This is a genomic window from Brachyspira murdochii DSM 12563 (genome assembly GCF_000092845.1).
In the GTDB taxonomy this organism is placed as follows: Bacteria; Spirochaetota; Brachyspiria; order Brachyspirales; family Brachyspiraceae; genus Brachyspira; species Brachyspira murdochii.
The window spans coordinates 1740014-1760929 of record NC_014150.1; the positions used below are offsets into that span (position 1 = coordinate 1740014).

Genomic DNA, 20916 nt, shown 5'->3' on the forward strand with positions numbered 1-20916 from the left:
ATACAATATTAAATTTCATCTGCATTTAATTTTTCTGCAAATTTTTCATAGCTTCCCCAGCTTTGTACATCTATGGAATACTCGCCTTCTTTTTCTTTAGTAACTATTACAGAATCAATACCTAAAAATTCTAGTTTACTAATTGAAGCAAGCTCAAATTCTTTTAATTTTAACACATCTCTAAGAAGCCAATTGCTTAATGCTTTATTAGGATTTGTCATAAGAGCCTTGTTATTATCCTGACATACTTTAGCATTTAAGACTTCGCCAAGAGGAGTTTTAAGAATAAAAGGAATATCTCTTTCTGGAAAAAAATTTGGAAAATGATTTCTTACCAATGCAGGTATAGCTATATATACTTCATTAGGATCCCTTTTCCTTCCGCATGCATTCCATTGATTAAGTGCAGATCTTTCCTGAACTATTTTTATCTTATTTTTTACCGTATATAAAGGAAGAATAACATATTCTAGTTTTTGTTCTGACTCAATTGAAATTTTATCATAGTCAATTTCATCTATGGAAAGAAGAAGTTTAGCAGGATTTTCAAATATTACAGCTTCTGCTGTATGACAGTTTTGCGGTATATCAAATTTTCTAAACAATGTACTTTTTGAAAAATTAAATTTATACAAATGATTTCCATCTGTAAAATCTAAAGATTTTTCATTTTTACTGCCTTTTTCTTTTTCAATTCTTAAATTTGATATATCAATTTCATCATAATCTGTTTCAAAAAACAGCAGTAAATTTTTTCTTCTAGCTATAATATGATACTGAGACTGAGATATACCGTAAATATCTTTAGCAAGTTTAATTCTTTCATTTCTAAGATTTGCTAAAAACTCAGCAAGATCTTTATCATCTGTTTTCTCTCTAATCATACTTGAATTTTTATTAAATTCTGCTATTTTTTCAAAACTGTAATTCTTGTTTTCTCCTAGAAAAGTTTTTAATCCTATACCTGTATCATATATTTTGGCATCAAATGCAGTATCAGAACGGCTTAAATTTTTAGCATTGAAACAAAAGCAGAATAAATTTTCCATAGCTCTGTAATATATATAGGGACTGCTGCTGTCGCTGTATAGTCTTGAAAGTTTAGATACTGACTGTATTAATTTTACATAATTTTTATTTTCTTTCTTATCCAGTTCAAAAAAATTAATCATTTTATACCTCATTTTTGATTAACAGTCTATAACCTTAAGAATATTATCTGCTATTTTTTTTACTAAAGGATAAACTATTGAATTTCCCGCCTGCTTATATAATTTAGAATTTGATTGTTTAGGAAGTTTAAAATCTTTAGGGTATCCCTGAAAATTGAAGCATTCTCTAGGGGTTAATTTTCTTATACCATAATTGTCACGTATTATTGGAACATTATGTCCTCCTTCTCCCATATTGGCAGTTAAAGTAGGACAAAGATTTGATTTGTTTTCTCTTACATAATGTCTTCTCCATTGGTATACTGTATCTTTATTTATAATATTTTCATTAAAAATTTTATAATATTTTGTGCTGTTATAATAATATATATCATCCTGTTTTTCATGGTCTATAAAATCATGAATAGTTTTAGTAAGTTCTACAGGTTCAGGAAATTTAAAATTAGAATAACTGCATACTTTTTCTTTGCTGAAAGCTGCAATAAATATTCTTTCTCTATTCTGCGGTATGTTTGAATATTCTGCTGAATTTAATACTTTATATGAAACATAGTAGTTTAAATTTCTTAAAGTATTTATTATTGTTTTTAATGTATTTCCGTTATCATGGTTTTCTAAATTTTTTACGTTTTCAAGAAGTATAGCTTTAGGTTTATGATATTTTATTATTCTTGCTATATCAAAAAATAATGTACCTCTTGTATCATCAAAACCTTTTCTATATCCTGCTACAGAAAAAGGCTGGCATGGGAATCCTGCACAAAGTATATCATGTTCCGGAATATTTTTTTCATCTATCTCTGTAATATCTCCTTCAAGTACAGTATCAGGAAAATTTAATTTATATGTCTCTCTTGCATTAATATCTATTTCGCTTGCAAAAACACAATTTTCGGAATTAAAAGCTAAATGAAATCCTCCGACTCCTGCAAATAAATCAATAAATCTGTACATCAAAATATTTCCTACAATAAGTAATTTTTAACTATTCTCGGCTAATTATATTAAATTTGACACTTTATTATATAATCATAAATATTTTTGTCAAAAATTAATCATAAATATAATTATTTTTTATTTATGCAGCAAATATATAATGTTATTACATTTTTTCTTTTACTATACCGCTTCTGTATGCCGATAAAAGCTCATGCAAATCATCAATACGTTTTGAAAGCTCTTTGCCTATATCAGTTTCTCCAACTGTAATACGTCTTATAAAACGCTCTACAATTATAGATTTCGGAGTTAATTTAAATCCAGACTCTACAACCTCATTAAAAGGTCTATGCTCAGCTATCATCATCATATTTGAATTTGATATTAGAGTGTATCCACCTATTCCAGTGCTTTTATGATATGCCTTTGAAAGCCCGCCGTCTATAACTAAAAGATGCCCTCCTCCTTTTATAGGGCTTTCTCCTTTATGAGTTTTTACTGGAACATGCCCATTAACTATATGAGACATTTCTATATCAAGGTCAAATTCTTTTAATATATTTTCGCAGTATTCTTTTTTATCTATATAATAATAGTACGGATTGTAACTTTCTTTATGTATTTCTTTATCATCTATAAAATACCTTTCAAAAGTAGTCATTTTATTTTTACCAAAAAGAGGCGATTTAGGACCGCACCATAAATACCAGCAGTAATCAAGTGCATTTAACTGCTCCTCACTTCCTGCTTCACAGTAGAATGCTTTTCTTACTTTGTCTTCTACCTGTTTTAAATATTTTCTTCCAGATAAATACTGAGCGTCTATATAAACCTCATCAAAAGAGCCGTCATCTTTTGTAGGTATGCATCCATGGTAAAGAAGATTTCCATTAAATATTTTGTATATGCTTCCTTTAGCATACATATAATTAATATGTCTTTGTAAAGTATGGCTGTTCGCAAAAGAAAAAGCAAGAGTTTGTATCAATGTATTTTCGCCTTCACTAAGCTCAAATGGATTATTTTTATCTATAGTAGGGAAATTTTTATCTTTTAGCTCATAAGTTTTTGAGTTTATTGTAATTGTACCTTTATCATAATCAATTTTATCAAGGAGTATTCTGTCATCCATTCCATAATTAGGGTGTCTTTTAATAAGCTGACATTCAAGTTTAAATTGTATTATAGATATAGCCTTATGCATTTTGGCGGCTAAATCTTTATCAACTTCATCATAAATATTTTTGTCTAATGTATTAGGCTTAAATACTTCGCATGGATCATCTTTATAAACATCATTTGCAAAAGAAGATAGAGATCTTAAATTAATTCCATAACTGTATTCAAGCAAATCAAAATTATTATACCTTATAGCCAAACGCACAGCATTAGCAACGCAAATCAAACTTCCTTTAGCAGCCCCCATCCAATGTATATCATGATTACCCCAAGCAATATCCACTTCATTAAAAGTCATTATGCTTTCCATTACCTTATCTGGGTGAGGTCCCCTGTCATAAATATCCCCTACTATATGAAGCCTATCTACACTGCATTGCCTTATAAGCTGACAAAGTGCGGATATAAATTTATCAGCTGCTGAAACTTCTATAATAGAGTTTATTATTGAGAAGTAGTAATTTTCTTTATTTTCTTCAGAATCTGTCTGAAGCAGTTCATCTAATATGTACGCGAAGTTTGAAGGCATTTTCTTACGTATTTTGGATCTTGTATATTTGCTTGTAACAAGTTTGCATATTCTAATAAGTCTGTATATAGTAATTCTGCACCAATCAGCAAATTCTTTTTCAGATGATTTATTATTAACAACATTTTTTGTGTCTACAATTAATATTTGAAGCTCCACTCTGTCATGTTCAGGTAAAGTATTTCTAAAAAGAAGCTCTATTTTCTCGCGTATAACCCCAGAAGAAGTTCCAAGCAGATATTCAAATCCGTCAGATTCTCCATGAATATCACTTAAAAAATATTCTGTTCCTTTAGGAAGTTTTGAAATAGCTTCTAAGTTTATAATTTCAACAGAAGCGTCATCTATAGTAGGATATTTTTGCGATAATAATTCTAAATAGTCTCTATCCCTCATAAAATACCTCCAAGAAATGTTCTTACTATATAGTAGTATATATCAAAAAATATATAAAATCTATAATTAAGGTTAAAATAAATTAAAATGTATAAAATATGTTGACAAAAAATTATATTGATATATAATAGCGAAACATAAAAGTTCACGGGATGTAGCGCAATTGGTTAGCGTACCTGCTTTGGGAGCAGGGGGTTGTGAGTTCGAGTCTCACCATCCCGAATGCGCTAGTAGCTCAATTGGATAGAGCAACTGCCTTCTAAGCAGTAGGTTACAGGTTCGATTCCTGTCTGGCGCGTATATAAACGTCTTTATTACTTTTGTCAGCGTTTATAGTTTTTATATGATAAAAAAATAATAACTCTTTTTAATGTTTAAATGGCGAATGTAGCTCAGTTGGTTAGAGCGCCAGATTGTGGATCTGGATGTCGCGGGTTCAAGTCCCGTCTTTCGCCCTTATCTTTTTCATAATATATATACTTGATATTTTTCTATATTAATGTACCATATATGTAATTATTTTACAGAGGTATTATATATGAGAAAAATAATTCTAATACTTATTTTAGCGGTATCATTGAGCCATATCAATGCATTTGCAGCAAGCGGTTTTGAAGCCATATTAAATGTTCCTTTGGGACTTTCGGTTGGTATACCTAATGGTACTTATGAAACGGATGTTTTAAAAAGTCAGGCAGGTTTTGATTCTGGAATAACTGCTCAGCTTGGTTATATGATTGGTTTAGGCAAAATAGGTATTAGTATTTTGGGGGAACTTGGATATAGTTATGACAGTTATAGAATATATATGTCTTCATCGCTAAACAATAATAATAAAATGGACGTGTATGGAAGCATATATACACATAACTTCCAAATAGGAATACTGCCTAAAATAAATATAGGACAATTTGCTATAGGATTAGGAGCTGGTGTAAAAATACCTATATCAGCAGTTAATGAAGTGAAAACGGATTATACAATATTGGGTTTTGAAGATAGTTCAACTGTAAGTTCAAAATTAAATAGAAATGATATAGAAAATGGTTATGATAAAAACGTAATACCATATATTAAAGCTACTTTTGACTACTCTTTCTTCTTCACTTCCAAAATTGCCCTAAATGTTGGTGCTTATTTAGGATATGATTTCGGCTTGGCTAACAAAAATCCTATAGACGGAGAGTATACTGGAATAGACAGTTTTGATATAGGTTTGCAGTTGGGTTTGAGATTTGCCCCTAAATTGTAAACTATAGAGCATAATTGCCGATTATATATAAGTAAGTATATATTAGCGTCTGTGGCTTAATTGGATAGAGCAGCGGATTTCGGTTCCGTCGGTTGGGGGTTCGAGTCCTCTCAGACGCGTTTTAAAATTATTTGATTATTTCCCAAATTGTGATAAAATTAATTATTATATGGAGATAAGGGTATTAAGGGAATGAAAGAAAAAACTTTAAAAAAATTTAATTTTGCTATTCTAATATTATTTCCTATAATACTTCTTATATTTTCAGTTACTTTCAATATATACAGTGTCGGAACTAAAAACCGAATAAATAAAGAATTAGAAAACTTTACTAATTCGCTCTCTTTAAGAATGGAAAGCAAATATATGGATATGATGACGCTTTACTTTAAAGACGAGCTAAACAATTATGCAATAGCAAATGAGTTTACGAACCTTGTAAAAGAACAGGTAAGATTGGGAGTTACTCCTCATTTTAATTCTCTTAAATTTTCTATAGATTATACTATTAGAACAAATATAAGAAATACTACTTACGGACTTTTGTTTATATCAGTACTTATGTTTATACTAACACTAGTACTTAATTTTACAAATAACAGTTTTGTAAGCAGCAGCAGTAATATGAATGTAAGTCCTGCTGCAGACAATTCCAGCAATAAAACATCTGATAAACCGCAGGCAAAACCTATAAATAATGTAATAGATTCCTCTTCAAGTGAAAATATTAAAGCTGAAATAGAAGCTATGTATAAAAATCTTGTAAAAGAAATTAAAAGTTCTAGAGATGAACAGGCTTTGGAAATATTAGAAAAAATGTTTCAGTTAGATGACAGAAACTATCTAGCTTTAAATGGGGCGGGTGTTCTTCATACAAAGATATACAGCAGAGATAATGAAGAAGAGCATTTTAAAAAGGCTGATAAATATTTTGAATATGCTTTATCTTTATATAATAACAATGAAAATGTATACAACAATAAAGCTATACTATACTCTATAAAATATGAACTTAAAAAGTTAGAAGATGATTATGAAACTGCTTTGATAATATTTAATGATGCTCTCTCTTCAAATCATTTAGACCCTGAACTTCTTAATAATAGGGCTACTTTATACTCTGTAAAATATAAGATAAGCGGAGATGAAAATTTATTTGAAAGGGCTTTGAATGATTATGACGAACTTATAAAAATGGATTTCAATAATATTTATGCTTTAAACAACAGAAGTGCTATTTACTTTAATAAATATAAAAACTCAGGAGATAAAAAATATTTTGATAAATCAATAGAAGACTGTAATACTGCTTTTAAAATTAATTCTTCTGAAGCACTTTATGATAATAGAGGCTCACTCTATATATATAAATTCTAATAATTATTATCTTGATATTCCAAGATGATTTTTCCTGTACTCTCTCTCTAAATTGCTAATATTTAAATCTTTATTAATGTTTTTAAGCTCATCAGCTCTGTATATCCTTGTTATATTATTTTTTTTATTGATTAAAAAATAGTTAAAAAGCAGAGTATCATCAATGCTCATAAGTGTTATATCATGTGTAGATAGTATAAGCTGAGAAGTTTCTCTCTCTATATCATTAAATGCACCTTTTTTAAATAATCTAATAGTAAACTCTAATAATTCAGACTGCACTCCGTTAAATTCATCAACTATAGATAAAGTACCATTTATAATGGAGCTTAATATATATATCAAATTAATAGCATATACCTTACTTCCTTCAGACTCCACCTCATCAAAATCATTGCTGTAGCTGTCATGTCTTGAAACTAGTCTCTTATTATCAAGCATAAAAGAAAAATTGTTTGCATTTATACTGTCAACTATATTTAAATCATCAATATCCGTCATATAAAGCAATTTTTTATAGGTATCCCATATATTATACTTATTGAAATATTCAAAAATCTCTAATATAGCATAAGAGGAAAAATCAGATTCATTTGTAAATGGAAATAAAAAACATAGATTTTTGAATAGTGATATATAATAATTAATTTCTTCTCTATATTTATCTGCTTTCTCATTTATATCTTTTAACTTATTATTAAAAAAACTTAAAAAAGTATTTGTATCTGCTATACTATCATCATAATTAAATATACCGTCCGATATAGTATTTTTTTCTCTTTCAAAGATTACTTTATTATTTTTTTTAAATCTTTCTAAATGTATTCTTTTATTATTATTGTCTAATATTAATTCATAACTGCATATTTCATAATCATCATAAGAATAAAACTCTAAATAAAAACGGCTGTTTTCATTTTTGCCATAAATCATATTTGGGTCTAAAAGCCTTTTTATACTATCATCGCTTGATATGATATATCCATTATTAGAATAAAATATATATTTTAAAGCATTAAGCAAATTACTCTTACCGCATCCATTATAACCATAAAGAAGACATAATTTTGATATATACTCATTATTTATTTTTTTTGTATATATAGTGTCTTTATCAGCTATTAAATTGAGTTCTGCTTCATCATAGAATGATCTGTAATTTGAAATAGTAAATCTTTTTAGCATAATTATTTATTATCATTAAACTTGTTTCAAAACTCAGCTTCATATTATAATCTTATCAAGTACTTTTGAAACAAGTTCATTATTTATTTTCTTCATAATTTAATAACAAAAATAAAAGATTTTTGTAAAGCATTATTAAGAAAAAGCAGGTTTAAGTTTAGAGAAAATATGGTATTTATGATTTATCAAAACTTAATATTTTAAAATTATTTGCAGGGTTACTACCGCACAAATAACTAAAAAATATATTTTTATAAACTTAATCAATCGCATATTAAAATAAATAATGCCTAATTTTAAATTTGTTTACTTATCGTATTAACCTTATTTAATTTATTGCTTAATCTATGCAAATAGTAAGTAATAAATATAAAAAGTCCCATTATAGCTAGATGATCCATAAAGAAAAATATAAAAGCTTCTTCATAAGAAGGGACTTTTGTAACTGAAAACAGTCTAATATATATACCTCTTTTTATAAATGAAACTACTCCGTATATAGCTATTAATAAACCAGTTATCATATATATTTGTTTCTTTATATTTATCAATTTCTTACTCATATTTATAAATATACCCCAATGCATGCCTAAATGTACAGACATAAGTACAAGTCCCCAATAACAGCAAATTATATGCAGTCTTTTATTAAATACTTTAATGCCTTCAAGATTAAAAAATTCAACTACATTTCTATTAAATAATATTCCGCTTATAATTAATCCAAGCATGCATATAAAAAGCATAGAATTTATAAATGTATTTAATGTTCTATTGAAACTATATTTTCCTTTATTAAGATTTTTATACCAATGAAAATTCAGTATATGATGAAGTATAAAAAATATAAAAATTGAATAACCCAAATACTCATGTATAGTTCTGCCTGTAAAACGATACCCAATTAATACAAAAAAAAGAATAGTCATTGTTATATCTATAAGTATTTTAATTTTATTTTTCATATATAATTTTACCCCTATTGTGAAATTATTTAATTTTTAAGTTGTTATAATATAGCATGCTATTTAATATATTAGACGATTTTTATGATAAAAAGTTCCTTATAATTTATTTTTTAATAACTATTTTATAGAAAAACTTGTGAGCATTATATATTTTATGAAGTGTTAAGAGATTTATTATTTTTATACTACATAGATTATGAAATTGTAAGATCCATAGAAATAAAAATATAAAATTAAGTTTCTATGGATCTTGGAGTAAGTATGAGCTTTTATAACTAAATTGTATTTCTATTTACTTGGTTTAAAAAAGTTAAGTCTTAAAGCATTAGTAACCACTGATACAGAACTTAAACTCATAGCAAGAGCTGCAAATATAGGATTCAAAAGCAAATCCTTACCCATAATAGCAACTAAAAAATCTCCTATAGAAGAAGCTATTAAAGGCTCTCTAAATACATGCAAAACTCCTGCAGCTATTGGTATGCCTATAACATTGTAGCAAAAAGCCCAAAAAAGATTCTGTTTAATATCTCTCATAGTAGCTTTACTTAATTCTATTGCAGTTACTACATCATTAGTATTTGATTTTACCAATACTATATCAGCACTCTCTATCGCAACATCAGTACCGCTTCCTATAGCAATGCCCACATTAGCCTGAGTTAAAGCTGGAGCATCATTTATACCATCTCCTACCATAGCAGCAATATTTCCTTCGTCCTGAAGTTTTTTTACTTCTTTTGATTTCTCTTCTGGTAGAACTTCGGCAAATACTATATCAATACCTGCTTCTTTTGCAACCGAATTAGCTGTATTTTTATTGTCTCCTGTTATCATGGCAGTTTTTATACCCAATTTATGAAGTCTTCTTATAGCATCAATGCTTTCTTTTTTTAATTTATCAGCACAAGCTATAACACCTAAAAGTTTATTATCATAGGCAACATACATAGGAGTTTTGCCATCTTTTGAAAGGCTTTCCATATATGAATGATAACTCTCTGTATTAATATTTTCTTTATTCATAAGTTTATCATTACCCATTAATACTTTTTTATTATCAATGAATACTTCTATACCAAAACCTGCTATAGCTTTAAAATTTTCTATATCAAGGAGTTTAATATTTTTTTCTTTAGCCTCTCTTACTATGGCCTCCCCTAATGGGTGTTCGCTTCCGTTTTCAGCACTTGCCGCTATTAAAAGAAGTTTATCTTTATCATCAGAAATAATATCAGTAACATAAGGTTTGCCCTCTGTTAGGGTGCCTGTTTTATCAAACATTACAGCATTTATTTTTTGAGATACTTCCAACGCCTCAGCATTTTTAAAAAGTATTCCAAGCTCAGCACCTTTTCCAGTACCAACCATTATAGCAGTAGGCGTAGCAAGCCCCAAAGCACAAGGACAAGCGATAACCAGTACAGAAACAAATACGGTTAAAGAAAATACAAAATTATGCAAAGCTATAAACCATATAACAGCTGATATCAAAGCTATAGTAATAACAGCAGGTACAAAATACGAAGATACAACATCAGCAATATGTGCTATAGGAGCTTTTGAGCCTTGTGCATCTTCTACAAGTTTTATAATCTGAGCTAATGCCGTATCAGCACCCACTTTCTGAGCCTTAAACTTAAAACTTCCAGTCTTATTAATTGAAGCACCAACCACCTTATCACCAACACTTTTTTCAACAGGTATGCTCTCTCCTGTAAGCATTGATTCATCTACACTGCTGTATCCTTCTATAATCTCTCCGTCAACAGGTATCTTCTCACCCGGGCGTACCAAAACTATATCATCAACTTTTACTTCCGAAATTTTTATCTCTTTCTCTTCACCGTCTTTTATTATAGTGGCTGTTTTTGGCTGAAGTCCCATAAGTTTTTTTATAGCCTCTCCAGTTTTTCCTTTGCTTCTTGCCTCCAAATATTTACCAAACTGTACTAAAGTAATTATAACAGCTGCTGACTCATAATAAAGATTTTCACCATGCGGATTAAGCCCTATAAATGCCAAAATACTAGAATATACACTATAAACAAATGCAGCAGTTGTACCTATTGCTACAAGTGAGTCCATATTAGGCGAGCCTCTGAAAAGTGCAGGGTAGCCCAATGTGTAAAACTTATATCCTGATATCATAACAGGTACGCATAAAAGTATAGCTGCTATAGAAAAAACCTGCGGATTAATATGATGAACTAAAAAGCTAGGTATTGGAAACTTAACTATACTCACCATTGGTGCCATTGATATATAAAAAAGCGGTATAGAAAATACAGCAGATACTATTAATCTTATCTTCTGCTCTTTTATCTCTCTTTCCTTTCTCTCAGCTGGATCTTCCTCTTTACCTACAACTTGATATCCAGCCTTTACTACTACATTTACTATATCATTATATTTTAACTTCTTATCATCAAAATTAAGAACAGCTTTTTCTGTAGCTATATTGACATTGGCTTCTTCTATGCCTTCAGTTTTTTTTAATGCACGCTCTACTGCTCTAGAACAAGCAGCACAATGCATTCCGCCTATTCTTAAAGTCATTTTCATAAAATTAAATCCTCTATTATAAAAAATTAATCATTCAATTATACATGATTTAAATGTTAAAGCAATCTAACAATAGGATTATATCATATTCCGGATATTTTTTCAAGTAGGGTGTATGGGTATATACAAAAAATATTAATAAAAATTGGTAAAAAATTAATTACATGTCTAATATGATAAAATGAATAATTATATAAGAAATTATTTTTAGAATTTTCCTCTACGCACGCAGAACGAATTTTTAAAATATTAATTAATTTATAATTCTAATTTTTATTATTTATAAGAATAAAGTTAAACGTGCGTTGAAGAGTATTATAAATTTAAAAACCGCTTGGGTGGGCCGCCAGAATAACAGTTGAAGCTAAAGAAGAAAAATCATTTATAAATAACAGATAGTATTAAAAGATTTAGAGGGTGGGGGTGAGAATAAATTTTAAAACTTTATTTAAATTCCCGCCCTTTTAGATTTAAAGGCTTTATTTTTTATATAGGCTTTGATAAAATTTGTAATCCTTTACTTCAAAAAATACACCCGCCCAAGCGTTATTTAAATTTAAGACTTTCCTCCACGCACGCAGAGCTGATTTTATTATATCAATAAATTTAGTATTTTAATTTAATTTTATATAAGAGTTTAATTAAACGTGCGTTGAAAAACACCATATATGCAGCATTTGTTATTATATTTTTTATTGCTATACGCATAGCAGATTTTTATAAAAATATAAATATTATTGCAATTTTATTGATTATTTTGTAAAGTTAAAGTATAATTATTTCAAAAATTTTAGGAGGTTTTAATAATGGTAAAAGGTACCGTTAGAAGCATACCAATGCTTGTAGTATTAAATATCGTAACATGCGGTATTTATTATGCATACTGGCTTTATAAGACTACAGATGAGATTAAGAATTTTATGGAAAGAGAAGATATAAACCCAACATTAGAATTAGTATTATCTATTGTAACATGCGGACTTTATACTTTTTATTGGTACTATAAATACGGTAAAATACTTTATTTAGAGATGACTAAAAAAGCTGGAATGGACAATACAGAAGACAGCACAGTATTATTAATAGTATTAAATTTCTTTATGTATGTGATATCATGTGCTATATTTCAGGATAAATTAAATGCTATTTGGAACAGCATACCTGATTCAGAATTAATAGAATCTCAGAGCGATGATGAATAATTATTAATATAAAAAATTATAATTAAAAGACTTGCTATATTTCAGCAGGTCTTTTTTAATATTTTCTTTTATTTATTTTTTGTATTTTTCCGATACTTATAATTTATAAGGAGTAAGGAATAATGAGAAAATATTTATTATTAATATTATTTATTATAATCCATGCATTTGTTTTAAATGCATACGAAAGCCTAAATGAAGTTCTAAAGACTCCGGTAAGTTATAATATATATAAAGGCAAAAATACAGAAAAAGTATTTAATGCTGTAAGATATATAAATAATAATTATTCTAAAGAAATCATAAAAGCAAAAAATATATATTCCACATCTAGGATAGATATATATTTGGAGAACGGGCTTCAAGTAAATGACAGAGACTTGCAAAATATTATATTAGAAACTTCAAAAATCTATGAAATGGAAGAATATTTATACGGAAAATTAAAAGGTAAATTAACACTTTTAATAATGGATATTAACGGCGGATTTACTGGTGATAAGCCATATATGCAAGGGTATTCAATACTTGACGGACTTGACAAAATAAAAAATGATACAGAGAATATTATATTTTTAGATTATATAAACGGCTGGGAAAATATAGAATCTGTTGTAAATACAATAGCTCATGAACTTCATCATGTTATACATTATAGTTCTTTAGAAAATAAAAGTACCTCCTCATTTGATGTATGGGTAGATGAGGCATTATCAGAGGCAGCAGTTATAGCATACAGAGGAAAACTGCCTAAAAATAGACTTGATTATTATAATACAGATTCTATGTATTTAATAACTAAAGGTGATTATTTTGTAAATTGGAATCAGGGCTACACAGTTCATAAATATGCTACAGTTTCTCTTTTTATGTATTGGCTAGGTATTCATTCACAAAACGGATTTGAAATATATAAGGATATAGCTAATGCCCCTAAAGAATATAAAGGAACTTATATGGCTATACTTTATGCGGCAAATAAAAATATTAAAGAGTTTCAGGATTGGAGCGAGCTTTATGCTGCTTGGCTAAAGGCTAATTATAAAAATGATGCTAGTGGTATTTATGGGTACAAAGGGCTTATTACTACAAAACCAAAAATTATAACTACACAATATAATTGTCCTATGGCACCGGGTTCTGCTATTTATGTTAAGGGTGATTTTATGTCTGATGATAAACTTTTAAGATATGCAGAGCTTGGTGATGATACGTATGTAGTTTATAACCCTGATGTAAATACTAAAGGCAAAGACAGATACTTGATAGTAAACTCATCTTTTTACGGATATTAATAATTTAGAAGAACTTTTTCAGCTATTTTAATAACTCCTAAAAATGAGTATATGGGAAATTTCTCATGCATGTCTTATGCTTGATATGCATGAGATTTTTATAAATATAATTTTAATATTCAGTATAAAAAGTGTCTTTGTTAATTGTTATTATTTTATCCGTTTGTATAAATATTACTTACCGAAGCAAGTATATATAAATTAAGATATAATTGTTTGAATTAAAATGGGGGATTAAAATTAAATTATTTGAAGCCCCCATTTAATATTTTTAACAGTTAATTATTTTTTTAGATTTTTCTTTTTTGTTTTTTTATTTAGCCCATTTAATTTAAACATAAAATCAAAAACTTCGTCTGCACTTTTTACAGGGTGAAAAGTTAAACCTTTTTTTACGTTATCAGGTATCTCGTCCAAATCTCTAATATTTTCATAAGGTATGATTATATGTTTTATAAAGCCAAGTCTTTTTGCCGCTATAGTTTTTTCTTTTAATCCGCCTATAGGAAGTACCTTACCGTTTAGGGAAAGTTCACCTGTCATAGCAGTATCGTTTCTTATAACTTTATTCATAGCAAGAGAAAGCAAAGCAGTAGCCATAGTAATACCAGCAGAAGGTCCGTCTTTAGGAGTGGCTCCTTCTGGTATATGAAGATGTATTACAGCATCATTAAAGTAATTTTCACTTACACCATAGTTTTGAGCAACACTTCTTACATGGCTGTATGCTATCTGTACACTTTCTGTCATAACATCGCCAAGCTGTCCTGTTACATTAATAGTGCCGGCATCTTTCTTTTCTGATACCCTTATAGATTCTATTGTAAGAGTAGCTCCTCCCATAGAAGTCCAAGCAAGCCCTATAGCATTACCGGGTTTCAAATCCCTCTCTGTAAAATCTTCTGTAAATATAGGCTTTTTCAAATACTTTTCTAAATCTTTATCATCTACTATAATATCATAAGATGTTTTATTATTTGAAACTATATCAGCGGCTATTTTTCTGCATATTCTCTCTATTCTTCTTTCAAAGTTTCTTACTCCAGCCTCTCTTGCATATCCTTCTATTATGCTGCTTATAGCCTTATTCGTAAACTTTATATTTTTTATATCAAGACCATTAGCTTTAACTTGTCTTGGTATAATATATTTTGAAGCTATTTTTAATTTCTCTTCCATGATGTATCCAGAAAGTCTTATAACTTCCATTCTGTCAAGAAGAGGTCTTGGTATAGTATCAAGAGTATTGGCTGTGGTGATGAAAAGAACATTAGATAAATCAAAAGGTAAATCAAGATAATGATCTCTAAAAGATGAATTCTGCTCTGGGTCTAAAACCTCAAGTAATGCACTTGAAGGATCTCCCTGAAAACTTGTACCTAATTTATCTATTTCATCAAGCATAAGCACTGGATTTTTGACCTTTACTATTTTTAAAGCCTCTATAATTTTACCGGGCATTGCTCCTATATATGTTCTTCTGTGACCTTTAATTTCTGCTTCATCACGCATTCCTCCTAAAGAAAATCTAAAGAAAGGTCTGTTTAATGCCTCTGCTATGCTTTTTCCTATAGAAGTTTTACCCACTCCCGGAGGACCTACAAAACATAGTATTGAAGACTTTTTATCTGGATTTAATTTTCTTACAGCCAAAAATTCGTATATTCTCTCTTTAACATCTTCAAGCCCATAATGATCTCTGTCTAATATTTTTCTGCTTTTATCTATATCTTCGCGTTCTTTATTTTCTTTATTCCAAGGCAATGCAAATAAAGTATCCAAATAGTTTTTTGAAACTGTATATTCTGGAGAATGTGTATCTATTGAAGAGATTTTCTCTATTTCACTTTGCATTCTTTCTTTAACTTCTTCTACAACATCAAGTTCTTCAAGAGCTTTTTTATATTTTTCTATATCTTTTTGTTTTGGATCTGTATCGTATCCTAATTCTTTTTTGATTTCTTTGAGCTGTTCTTTTAGGAAAAAGTCTCTCTGCTGTTTCTGAACTTTAGCATTAATACTTCCCTGTATTTTCTGCTGTATTTTGGTTATTTCGCTTTCTTTTTGAAGCAAAAGAAGAACCTTTTCTAAACGATCCTGAACATCAAAAGTTTCAAGTATTTCCTGCTGACTTGCTCTGTCGGCATTTATCATAGAAGTAACGAAATCGGATAATTTACCTGGGTCATCTACATTTACCATAGTAAGACGCATCTCTTCTGTAAATAGAGGATTATTTTCGCTTAATGTTTTTACTTCTGAAAGCAAAGCTCTTGTATATGCCTTTATCTCTTTTGAATCTTTATCCCCCTGAAATGAATCCTCTATATATAGAGGCTCAGCTCTTATAACAGTATCTGTAGTTGTAAATCTTATTATTTTATATCTTTTGATAGAATTAATAAGAAGATTAAGTCCGCCGTCTGGAAGATTAAGTTTTTTAAATACTTTTACTACAACACCAACTTTATAAATATCCTCTACAGAAGGTGTTTTTCTATCTGGAGGATTATCAGATATATATAAATTAAGACCTAAAAAACCGTCATTTTCTGCTATAGCTTTATTTACTGCCTCGGCATGCTGCGGCGGTATTGGAAATGGGGCATAAAGACCTGGAAACAATGGCTTTCCCATTACTGGTATAATTATAAGTCTTCTTGGTAATTTGTCTTCCACTATAGAAACTTTACTATCCTCTTTTTTATTTTCTTTATTATCGCTATTTTTATCTATATCTTTATTTAATTCATCACTCATTTAATACTCCTTATGATAATCATTACTTGAATGATAATTTATAAAACATATCATACTATTATCTGATAATATAAATAATAAAAATATTTTATAATTTTAAATTCATGCAAGAAATATACCAAAAAATAGTGTTCAAATTACTTCATAATGCATTTAAATTATAAAAAAATAATATACTTATACATCAAATATGTTTTATAATAAAACACTATATAAAATAAATATGTAGAAATTTCATTCATATTTTATTAAAAAAATATTATTTTTATATAAAAAAATACAGCTTGTTATATGGAAGTATTAAATTTTTTGTATTGTTTCTGATTACTTACAAATTTTTTTCTAAATTTACAGTTTATTTAACTCACGAATAGCTTAATAAAAAATATATATACAAATTAATAAATTAAAATTTATTATTAAGGATAGCGTGCGTTAATAAAACAAAAACAACTAAAATTTATTTTATTATGTATAAAAAATATAATATTAAAAAATGCTTTATATGTAAAATATTAATATATTTTTTTACATATAAAGTATTGATATAAAATGTATTTTCATATATAATTGGTTTATTCTATTAGAGAATGATAGAGAATGAAAGTTAAAATCCTTCGCTGAGTTTTATATTTTTTGTAAATATGATGAAGTCAGGATAACTTATATTAAAAAAATAATTAAGATGAATGTGCTATGTTATATATAGGCATTCTTTTATAATGTATTGAAATATTTTTTATAAAGCTTTTATTAATATGAAAACTCAATTAATTCTCATACATAAATAAACCAAATATCTAAAATGGGGGAATGTTTAAAAACGTTCCCTCAAAATTTTTAACTCAAAAAAACATTTATGATTAAATATTTAAATGAACACTTCCTTGACGAAGTATTTTATTTTCTATGCAGTTGTATAATGTTGAAGGCATCTTGTTTTCTATTATTCCAGCATTGATTATTAAATCGGCTTTATCTTCATATAGTTCAGCAAGTTTGTTACCGTCAAGTATCTCGCCTGCACCGCTAGGATTTGCAGAAGGAGCTGCAAGAGGTTTGGTATTGTTTAATATAAGCTGCATGTATTTATCTTTAGGTACTCTTAAGGCTACAGTATTTTTTAGATATAAAAAATTTTCTTTTAATGAATCGGATAAAGGCATAATAAATGTAAGCTCGCCGGGTATATTTTTTTTTACTATATCAGGTATTTCCATTTGGGAGAAATATTTAGAATATTCGGCATTTTTTATTAGTATTAAAAAAGGCTTATTTTTTTCTCTTTCTTTTATTTGGTATATACGTTCAACAGCTTCTTTATTAAAAGCATCAGCAAGCATTCCGTAAACTGTGTCAGTAGGGGATACAACTATTCCGCCTTCATTTATAACTTTTGAAGCTTCATCTGCTGCATATTTTATACTTTCTTCGCTATTTTTATCGAGATTAATTATCATAAACAATTACCTTTTTATAAGGGTAGGGTGTACAAATAAACTAGCATATCCTCTTCTTTTGGCATTATGTAGTGCTAAAAGTACAGGTGCTATTTCCTTATCCATACCTTCTATATGATAATTTTTTTTGTAGGCTGTATATGATATTCCAACTGATATTGTATATTTAATTATCATTCCGTTATATTCTAATTCATTTTTATCTACAAAGCTTCTTATTTCATCTACCTTTTTGTCGTATAATTTTATATTCATTCTATTGAAAGCTACCATAAATTGGTTATTGTCAAATCTAGCGATTATATCTTCTCTTCTAGTAGTTCTTCTTAGCACTTCAGTGAATTTTAGCATAATCTCTTCGGCCGCTATAATTCCGAATTCGCTAATAATATTGTCAAGTCCGTCTATAGAAAAGCATGCCAGAACAATAGTTTCTTCATGTCTTACTGTTTCATAAAGCAGTCTTGTAAATTGTTCATAAAACTCTTTTTTATTCCAAAGTCCTGTTTCCAAATCTACATTTAATATATCATCATATTTTTTTTGAGCTTCCTTATATGACTGATAATTTCTATTTGAAACTTCTGTCATATCATTTAAAGAGTTTTGAAGATAATCGGCCTGCTTAATTAATTTCTGATGCTCTAAATATAATCTTCTGTATTTAAGACAGCTATTAACTCTTACAATAAGCTCCATTTCATCGAAAGGTATAAATATAAGACCGTCAATTCCAAGATTTAATGCTTCTTCTATAAACTCCATTTTCCTGTAAGGCGTACTTAAAAGAATAATAGGAGTACCTTTAGTAGAATCCTGATTTTTGAAAGTATCAAGAAGCTGAAGTCCCTGCGAGTCTCCTATATCAGCATCTAAAAGTATTAGGTCTAATGTACTTTCATTCGATATATTAACAGCCTGCGAACGTGATTTTGTAGCTATAGGATTATAATGTCTAGCCCTTAAAATATCGACAAATCTGTCTAAAAGGTCTGTTCTATGTTCTACTACTAAAATATTTTCATTCATAATTAAATTACATCTTCAAAGTATATAAATATTATATTAAAGTATCGTAAATTTATAGAATATATTGAATAAAAAATAGGCTCATATAGTTTTATAAACTTGACAGAATATGCATGTTTATAATATAATAATTTCCGAGAATATGAGAAAATATAATAATTTACAGTTATTTTAAATATGCAGGAAACAAATAGAAAATACCCAACTATTTATGTTAAGAATTTCGCCAAAATCAAAGAGGCAGAAATAGAGTTATCACCGTTTACGCTTCTTGTAGGCAGCAATAACAGCGGAAAGAGTTATTTAATGACTTTGGTATATGGTCTAGTAAAATATCTTGGTAATATTATAGATATAATATTTAAAGATGAAAAAAACTTAGAAGAATTAGAAGAATATAAAAGAGCTAAAAATATTGTAGATAATTATATTAAAACTTTAGATTTTGATAAATCTGTTAATATGTCTGTAGAAGAAATAAATATTTTTATAGATTTATTTAATAAATTGTTAAATAAATATTCTAATGAAGTGATTAACTATATATTTAATTCAAATAATGAAATTGTTTTAGAGTATATAGAATTGATTTTTAATTATGATAATGGAAGTAAACCTTTAAAAATACGTAAGAACAATGATGAAGAAAAACCTTTACTTATTATTAGACATAATAGGTTTATTAGACCAATAATGATTAGAAATCATATAAAGTATATTACAATTATAAAAACTATAATTAATTTTTTTATAACTAATTATTTTACAAGTTATTATTTTGGTAATTTTGCTAGTATAAGAAATATACCAATATTTTTACCTGTATCAAGAACAGGGTTTTTATTATCAAGAAATGATATAGCTAGTTCAGCAATAATTGATAAATTTGACAGATATGTTGAAGAAAAAAATAATGAATATTTATCAAGACCTGTAATTGACTTTTTAAATAATTTGAATTCCTTAAATAATTTGAACTACTTATCCAAAGAAAATAGGAAAATGGTTGGTTATTATAAATTTATAAAAGAATTAAATAATATAATTCAATTTTTTGAAGAGAATTTAATTTCTGGAAAAATAAATATTAATGCTGAAACAGGAAATATTTATTATAAGCCTAAAAATGTAAATACAGAATTTCAAATGTATTTATCTTCTGCTGTTATTACGGAATTGGCTCCTTTGTATTTGTTTTTGAAATATGGAATTATAAATGGTGATTTGTTAATGGAAGAGCCTGAAATCTCTCTTCACCCAGAACTTCAGCAGCAGTTAACTAGAGTATTCATTAAATTAGTTAATAGTAATATCAATATTCTAATAACAACTCATAGCGACACAATTGTTCAGCATATAAATAATATGATTAAATTAAATTCAAATAATGAAGAAAGAAAAAAATATTTGATGAATAAATACGGATATGATGAGAACGATCTGATTTCAGAAGATAAGGTGAGAATGTATCAGTTTGATATTGAAGAAGACGGATTTACAAAAGTTACTGAATTAGAAAGTTCAGAGTATGGTTTTGAAGTTCCTACTTTCAACAAGGTATTAAAAAAAATATCAGATGAAATATACGATTTTCAGGAAGAATTATAA

At 27.9% G+C, this 20916-nt stretch carries 14 protein-coding genes and 4 tRNA genes; 9 read left to right on the forward strand and 9 right to left on the reverse strand.

Annotated features, from left to right (window positions below; translation table 11 throughout):
• Nucleotides 1-8: 8 nt before the first annotated feature.
• The 3 genes from BMUR_RS07635 to BMUR_RS07645 all read right to left on the reverse strand — a co-directional run bounded on the left by BMUR_RS07635 (nt 9) and on the right by BMUR_RS07645 (nt 4215).
• Nucleotides 9-1172 (reverse strand): NgoFVII family restriction endonuclease, encoded by a 1164-nt coding sequence (locus tag BMUR_RS07635; RefSeq protein WP_013114029.1) that lies wholly within the window; start codon nt 1170-1172, stop codon nt 9-11.
• 18 nt (nt 1173-1190) lie between these two features.
• Nucleotides 1191-2126, reverse strand: a complete 936-nt coding sequence (gene dcm / locus BMUR_RS07640) for a DNA cytosine methyltransferase (RefSeq protein WP_013114030.1) — start codon at nt 2124-2126, stop codon at nt 1191-1193.
• A gap of 148 nt (nt 2127-2274) precedes the next feature.
• Nucleotides 2275-4215 carry a fructose-bisphosphatase class III gene (locus BMUR_RS07645; RefSeq protein WP_013114031.1) on the reverse strand — a complete coding sequence of 647 codons (1941 nt, stop codon included), beginning with the start codon at nt 4213-4215 and terminating at the stop codon, nt 2275-2277.
• 148 nt (nt 4216-4363) lie between these two features.
• Here BMUR_RS07645 and BMUR_RS07650 point away from each other — a divergent pair.
• The 6 genes from BMUR_RS07650 to BMUR_RS07675 all read left to right on the forward strand — a co-directional run bounded on the left by BMUR_RS07650 (nt 4364) and on the right by BMUR_RS07675 (nt 6844).
• Nucleotides 4364-4437, forward strand: a tRNA-Pro gene (locus BMUR_RS07650).
• 2 nt (nt 4438-4439) lie between these two features.
• Nucleotides 4440-4513: transfer RNA gene (locus BMUR_RS07655), tRNA-Arg, on the forward strand.
• Nucleotides 4514-4595: 82 nt separating this feature from the next.
• A tRNA-His gene (locus BMUR_RS07660) sits at nt 4596-4671 on the forward strand.
• A gap of 82 nt (nt 4672-4753) precedes the next feature.
• Nucleotides 4754-5467, forward strand: a complete 714-nt coding sequence (locus tag BMUR_RS07665; RefSeq protein WP_013114032.1) for an outer membrane beta-barrel protein — start codon at nt 4754-4756, stop codon at nt 5465-5467.
• A gap of 45 nt (nt 5468-5512) precedes the next feature.
• A tRNA-Arg gene (locus tag BMUR_RS07670) sits at nt 5513-5586 on the forward strand.
• 73 nt (nt 5587-5659) lie between these two features.
• Complete coding sequence (locus tag BMUR_RS07675) at nt 5660-6844, forward strand: tetratricopeptide repeat protein (RefSeq protein ID WP_013114033.1); 1185 nt, start codon at nt 5660-5662, stop codon at nt 6842-6844.
• 6 nt (nt 6845-6850) lie between these two features.
• Here the strand turns inward: BMUR_RS07675 and BMUR_RS07680 are convergent, their stop codons facing one another.
• The 3 genes from BMUR_RS07680 to BMUR_RS07690 form a co-directional block, all read right to left on the reverse strand.
• Nucleotides 6851-8029 (reverse strand): AAA family ATPase, encoded by a 1179-nt coding sequence (locus tag BMUR_RS07680; protein ID WP_013114034.1) that lies wholly within the window; start codon nt 8027-8029, stop codon nt 6851-6853.
• 296 nt (nt 8030-8325) lie between these two features.
• Nucleotides 8326-8994 (reverse strand): DUF4405 domain-containing protein, encoded by a 669-nt coding sequence (locus BMUR_RS07685; protein ID WP_013114035.1) that lies wholly within the window; start codon nt 8992-8994, stop codon nt 8326-8328.
• Between the two features lie 291 nt (nt 8995-9285).
• The gene (locus tag BMUR_RS07690; RefSeq protein ID WP_013114036.1) at nt 9286-11562 is read right to left on the reverse strand and encodes a heavy metal translocating P-type ATPase; all 2277 of its coding nucleotides are present in this window, start codon (nt 11560-11562) and stop codon (nt 9286-9288) included.
• A gap of 806 nt (nt 11563-12368) precedes the next feature.
• Between BMUR_RS07690 and BMUR_RS07695 the strand changes: the two genes are divergently transcribed.
• Both BMUR_RS07695 and BMUR_RS07700 read left to right on the forward strand, forming a co-directional pair.
• Entirely contained in the window at nt 12369-12764 is a 396-nt protein-coding gene (locus BMUR_RS07695; protein WP_013114037.1) for a DUF4234 domain-containing protein, read from the forward strand.
• A gap of 122 nt (nt 12765-12886) precedes the next feature.
• Complete coding sequence (locus BMUR_RS07700; RefSeq protein ID WP_013114038.1) at nt 12887-14059, forward strand: peptidase M30; 1173 nt, start codon at nt 12887-12889, stop codon at nt 14057-14059.
• A gap of 282 nt (nt 14060-14341) precedes the next feature.
• Here BMUR_RS07700 and lon read toward each other — a convergent pair whose 3' ends face one another.
• From lon to BMUR_RS07715, 3 genes are all read right to left on the reverse strand, one after another.
• Nucleotides 14342-16819, reverse strand: coding sequence for an endopeptidase La (gene lon, locus BMUR_RS07705; RefSeq protein ID WP_013114039.1), 2478 nt, complete (start codon nt 16817-16819; stop codon nt 14342-14344).
• Nucleotides 16820-17682: 863 nt separating this feature from the next.
• Nucleotides 17683-18279 (reverse strand): L-threonylcarbamoyladenylate synthase, encoded by a 597-nt coding sequence (locus BMUR_RS07710; RefSeq protein ID WP_013114040.1) that lies wholly within the window; start codon nt 18277-18279, stop codon nt 17683-17685.
• Between the two features lie 6 nt (nt 18280-18285).
• Nucleotides 18286-19308, reverse strand: a complete 1023-nt coding sequence (locus BMUR_RS07715; protein WP_013114041.1) for a GGDEF domain-containing response regulator — start codon at nt 19306-19308, stop codon at nt 18286-18288.
• Between the two features lie 177 nt (nt 19309-19485).
• Between BMUR_RS07715 and BMUR_RS07720 the strand changes: the two genes are divergently transcribed.
• On the forward strand, nt 19486-20916 hold the full coding sequence (locus BMUR_RS07720) for an AAA family ATPase (protein ID WP_013114042.1): 1431 nt from the start codon (nt 19486-19488) through the stop codon (nt 20914-20916).

What these genes read in the sequence shown, in the direction of transcription:
- BMUR_RS07635 (WP_013114029.1), bottom strand. Translation starts at nt 1,172, where the DNA reads ATGATTAATTTTTTTGAACTGGATAAGAAAGAAAATAAAAATTATGTA.
- dcm (WP_013114030.1), bottom strand. Translation starts at nt 2,126, where the DNA reads ATGTACAGATTTATTGATTTATTTGCAGGAGTCGGAGGATTTCATTTA.
- BMUR_RS07645 (WP_013114031.1), bottom strand. Translation starts at nt 4,215, where the DNA reads ATGAGGGATAGAGACTATTTAGAATTATTATCGCAAAAATATCCTACT.
- BMUR_RS07665 (WP_013114032.1), top strand. Translation starts at nt 4,754, where the DNA reads ATGAGAAAAATAATTCTAATACTTATTTTAGCGGTATCATTGAGCCAT.
- BMUR_RS07675 (WP_013114033.1), top strand. Translation starts at nt 5,660, where the DNA reads ATGAAAGAAAAAACTTTAAAAAAATTTAATTTTGCTATTCTAATATTA.
- BMUR_RS07680 (WP_013114034.1), bottom strand. Translation starts at nt 8,029, where the DNA reads ATGCTAAAAAGATTTACTATTTCAAATTACAGATCATTCTATGATGAA.
- BMUR_RS07685 (WP_013114035.1), bottom strand. Translation starts at nt 8,994, where the DNA reads ATGAAAAATAAAATTAAAATACTTATAGATATAACAATGACTATTCTT.
- BMUR_RS07690 (WP_013114036.1), bottom strand. Translation starts at nt 11,562, where the DNA reads ATGAAAATGACTTTAAGAATAGGCGGAATGCATTGTGCTGCTTGTTCT.
- BMUR_RS07695 (WP_013114037.1), top strand. Translation starts at nt 12,369, where the DNA reads ATGGTAAAAGGTACCGTTAGAAGCATACCAATGCTTGTAGTATTAAAT.
- BMUR_RS07700 (WP_013114038.1), top strand. Translation starts at nt 12,887, where the DNA reads ATGAGAAAATATTTATTATTAATATTATTTATTATAATCCATGCATTT.
- lon (WP_013114039.1), bottom strand. Translation starts at nt 16,819, where the DNA reads ATGAGTGATGAATTAAATAAAGATATAGATAAAAATAGCGATAATAAA.
- BMUR_RS07710 (WP_013114040.1), bottom strand. Translation starts at nt 18,279, where the DNA reads ATGATAATTAATCTCGATAAAAATAGCGAAGAAAGTATAAAATATGCA.
- BMUR_RS07715 (WP_013114041.1), bottom strand. Translation starts at nt 19,308, where the DNA reads ATGAATGAAAATATTTTAGTAGTAGAACATAGAACAGACCTTTTAGAC.
- BMUR_RS07720 (WP_013114042.1), top strand. Translation starts at nt 19,486, where the DNA reads ATGCAGGAAACAAATAGAAAATACCCAACTATTTATGTTAAGAATTTC.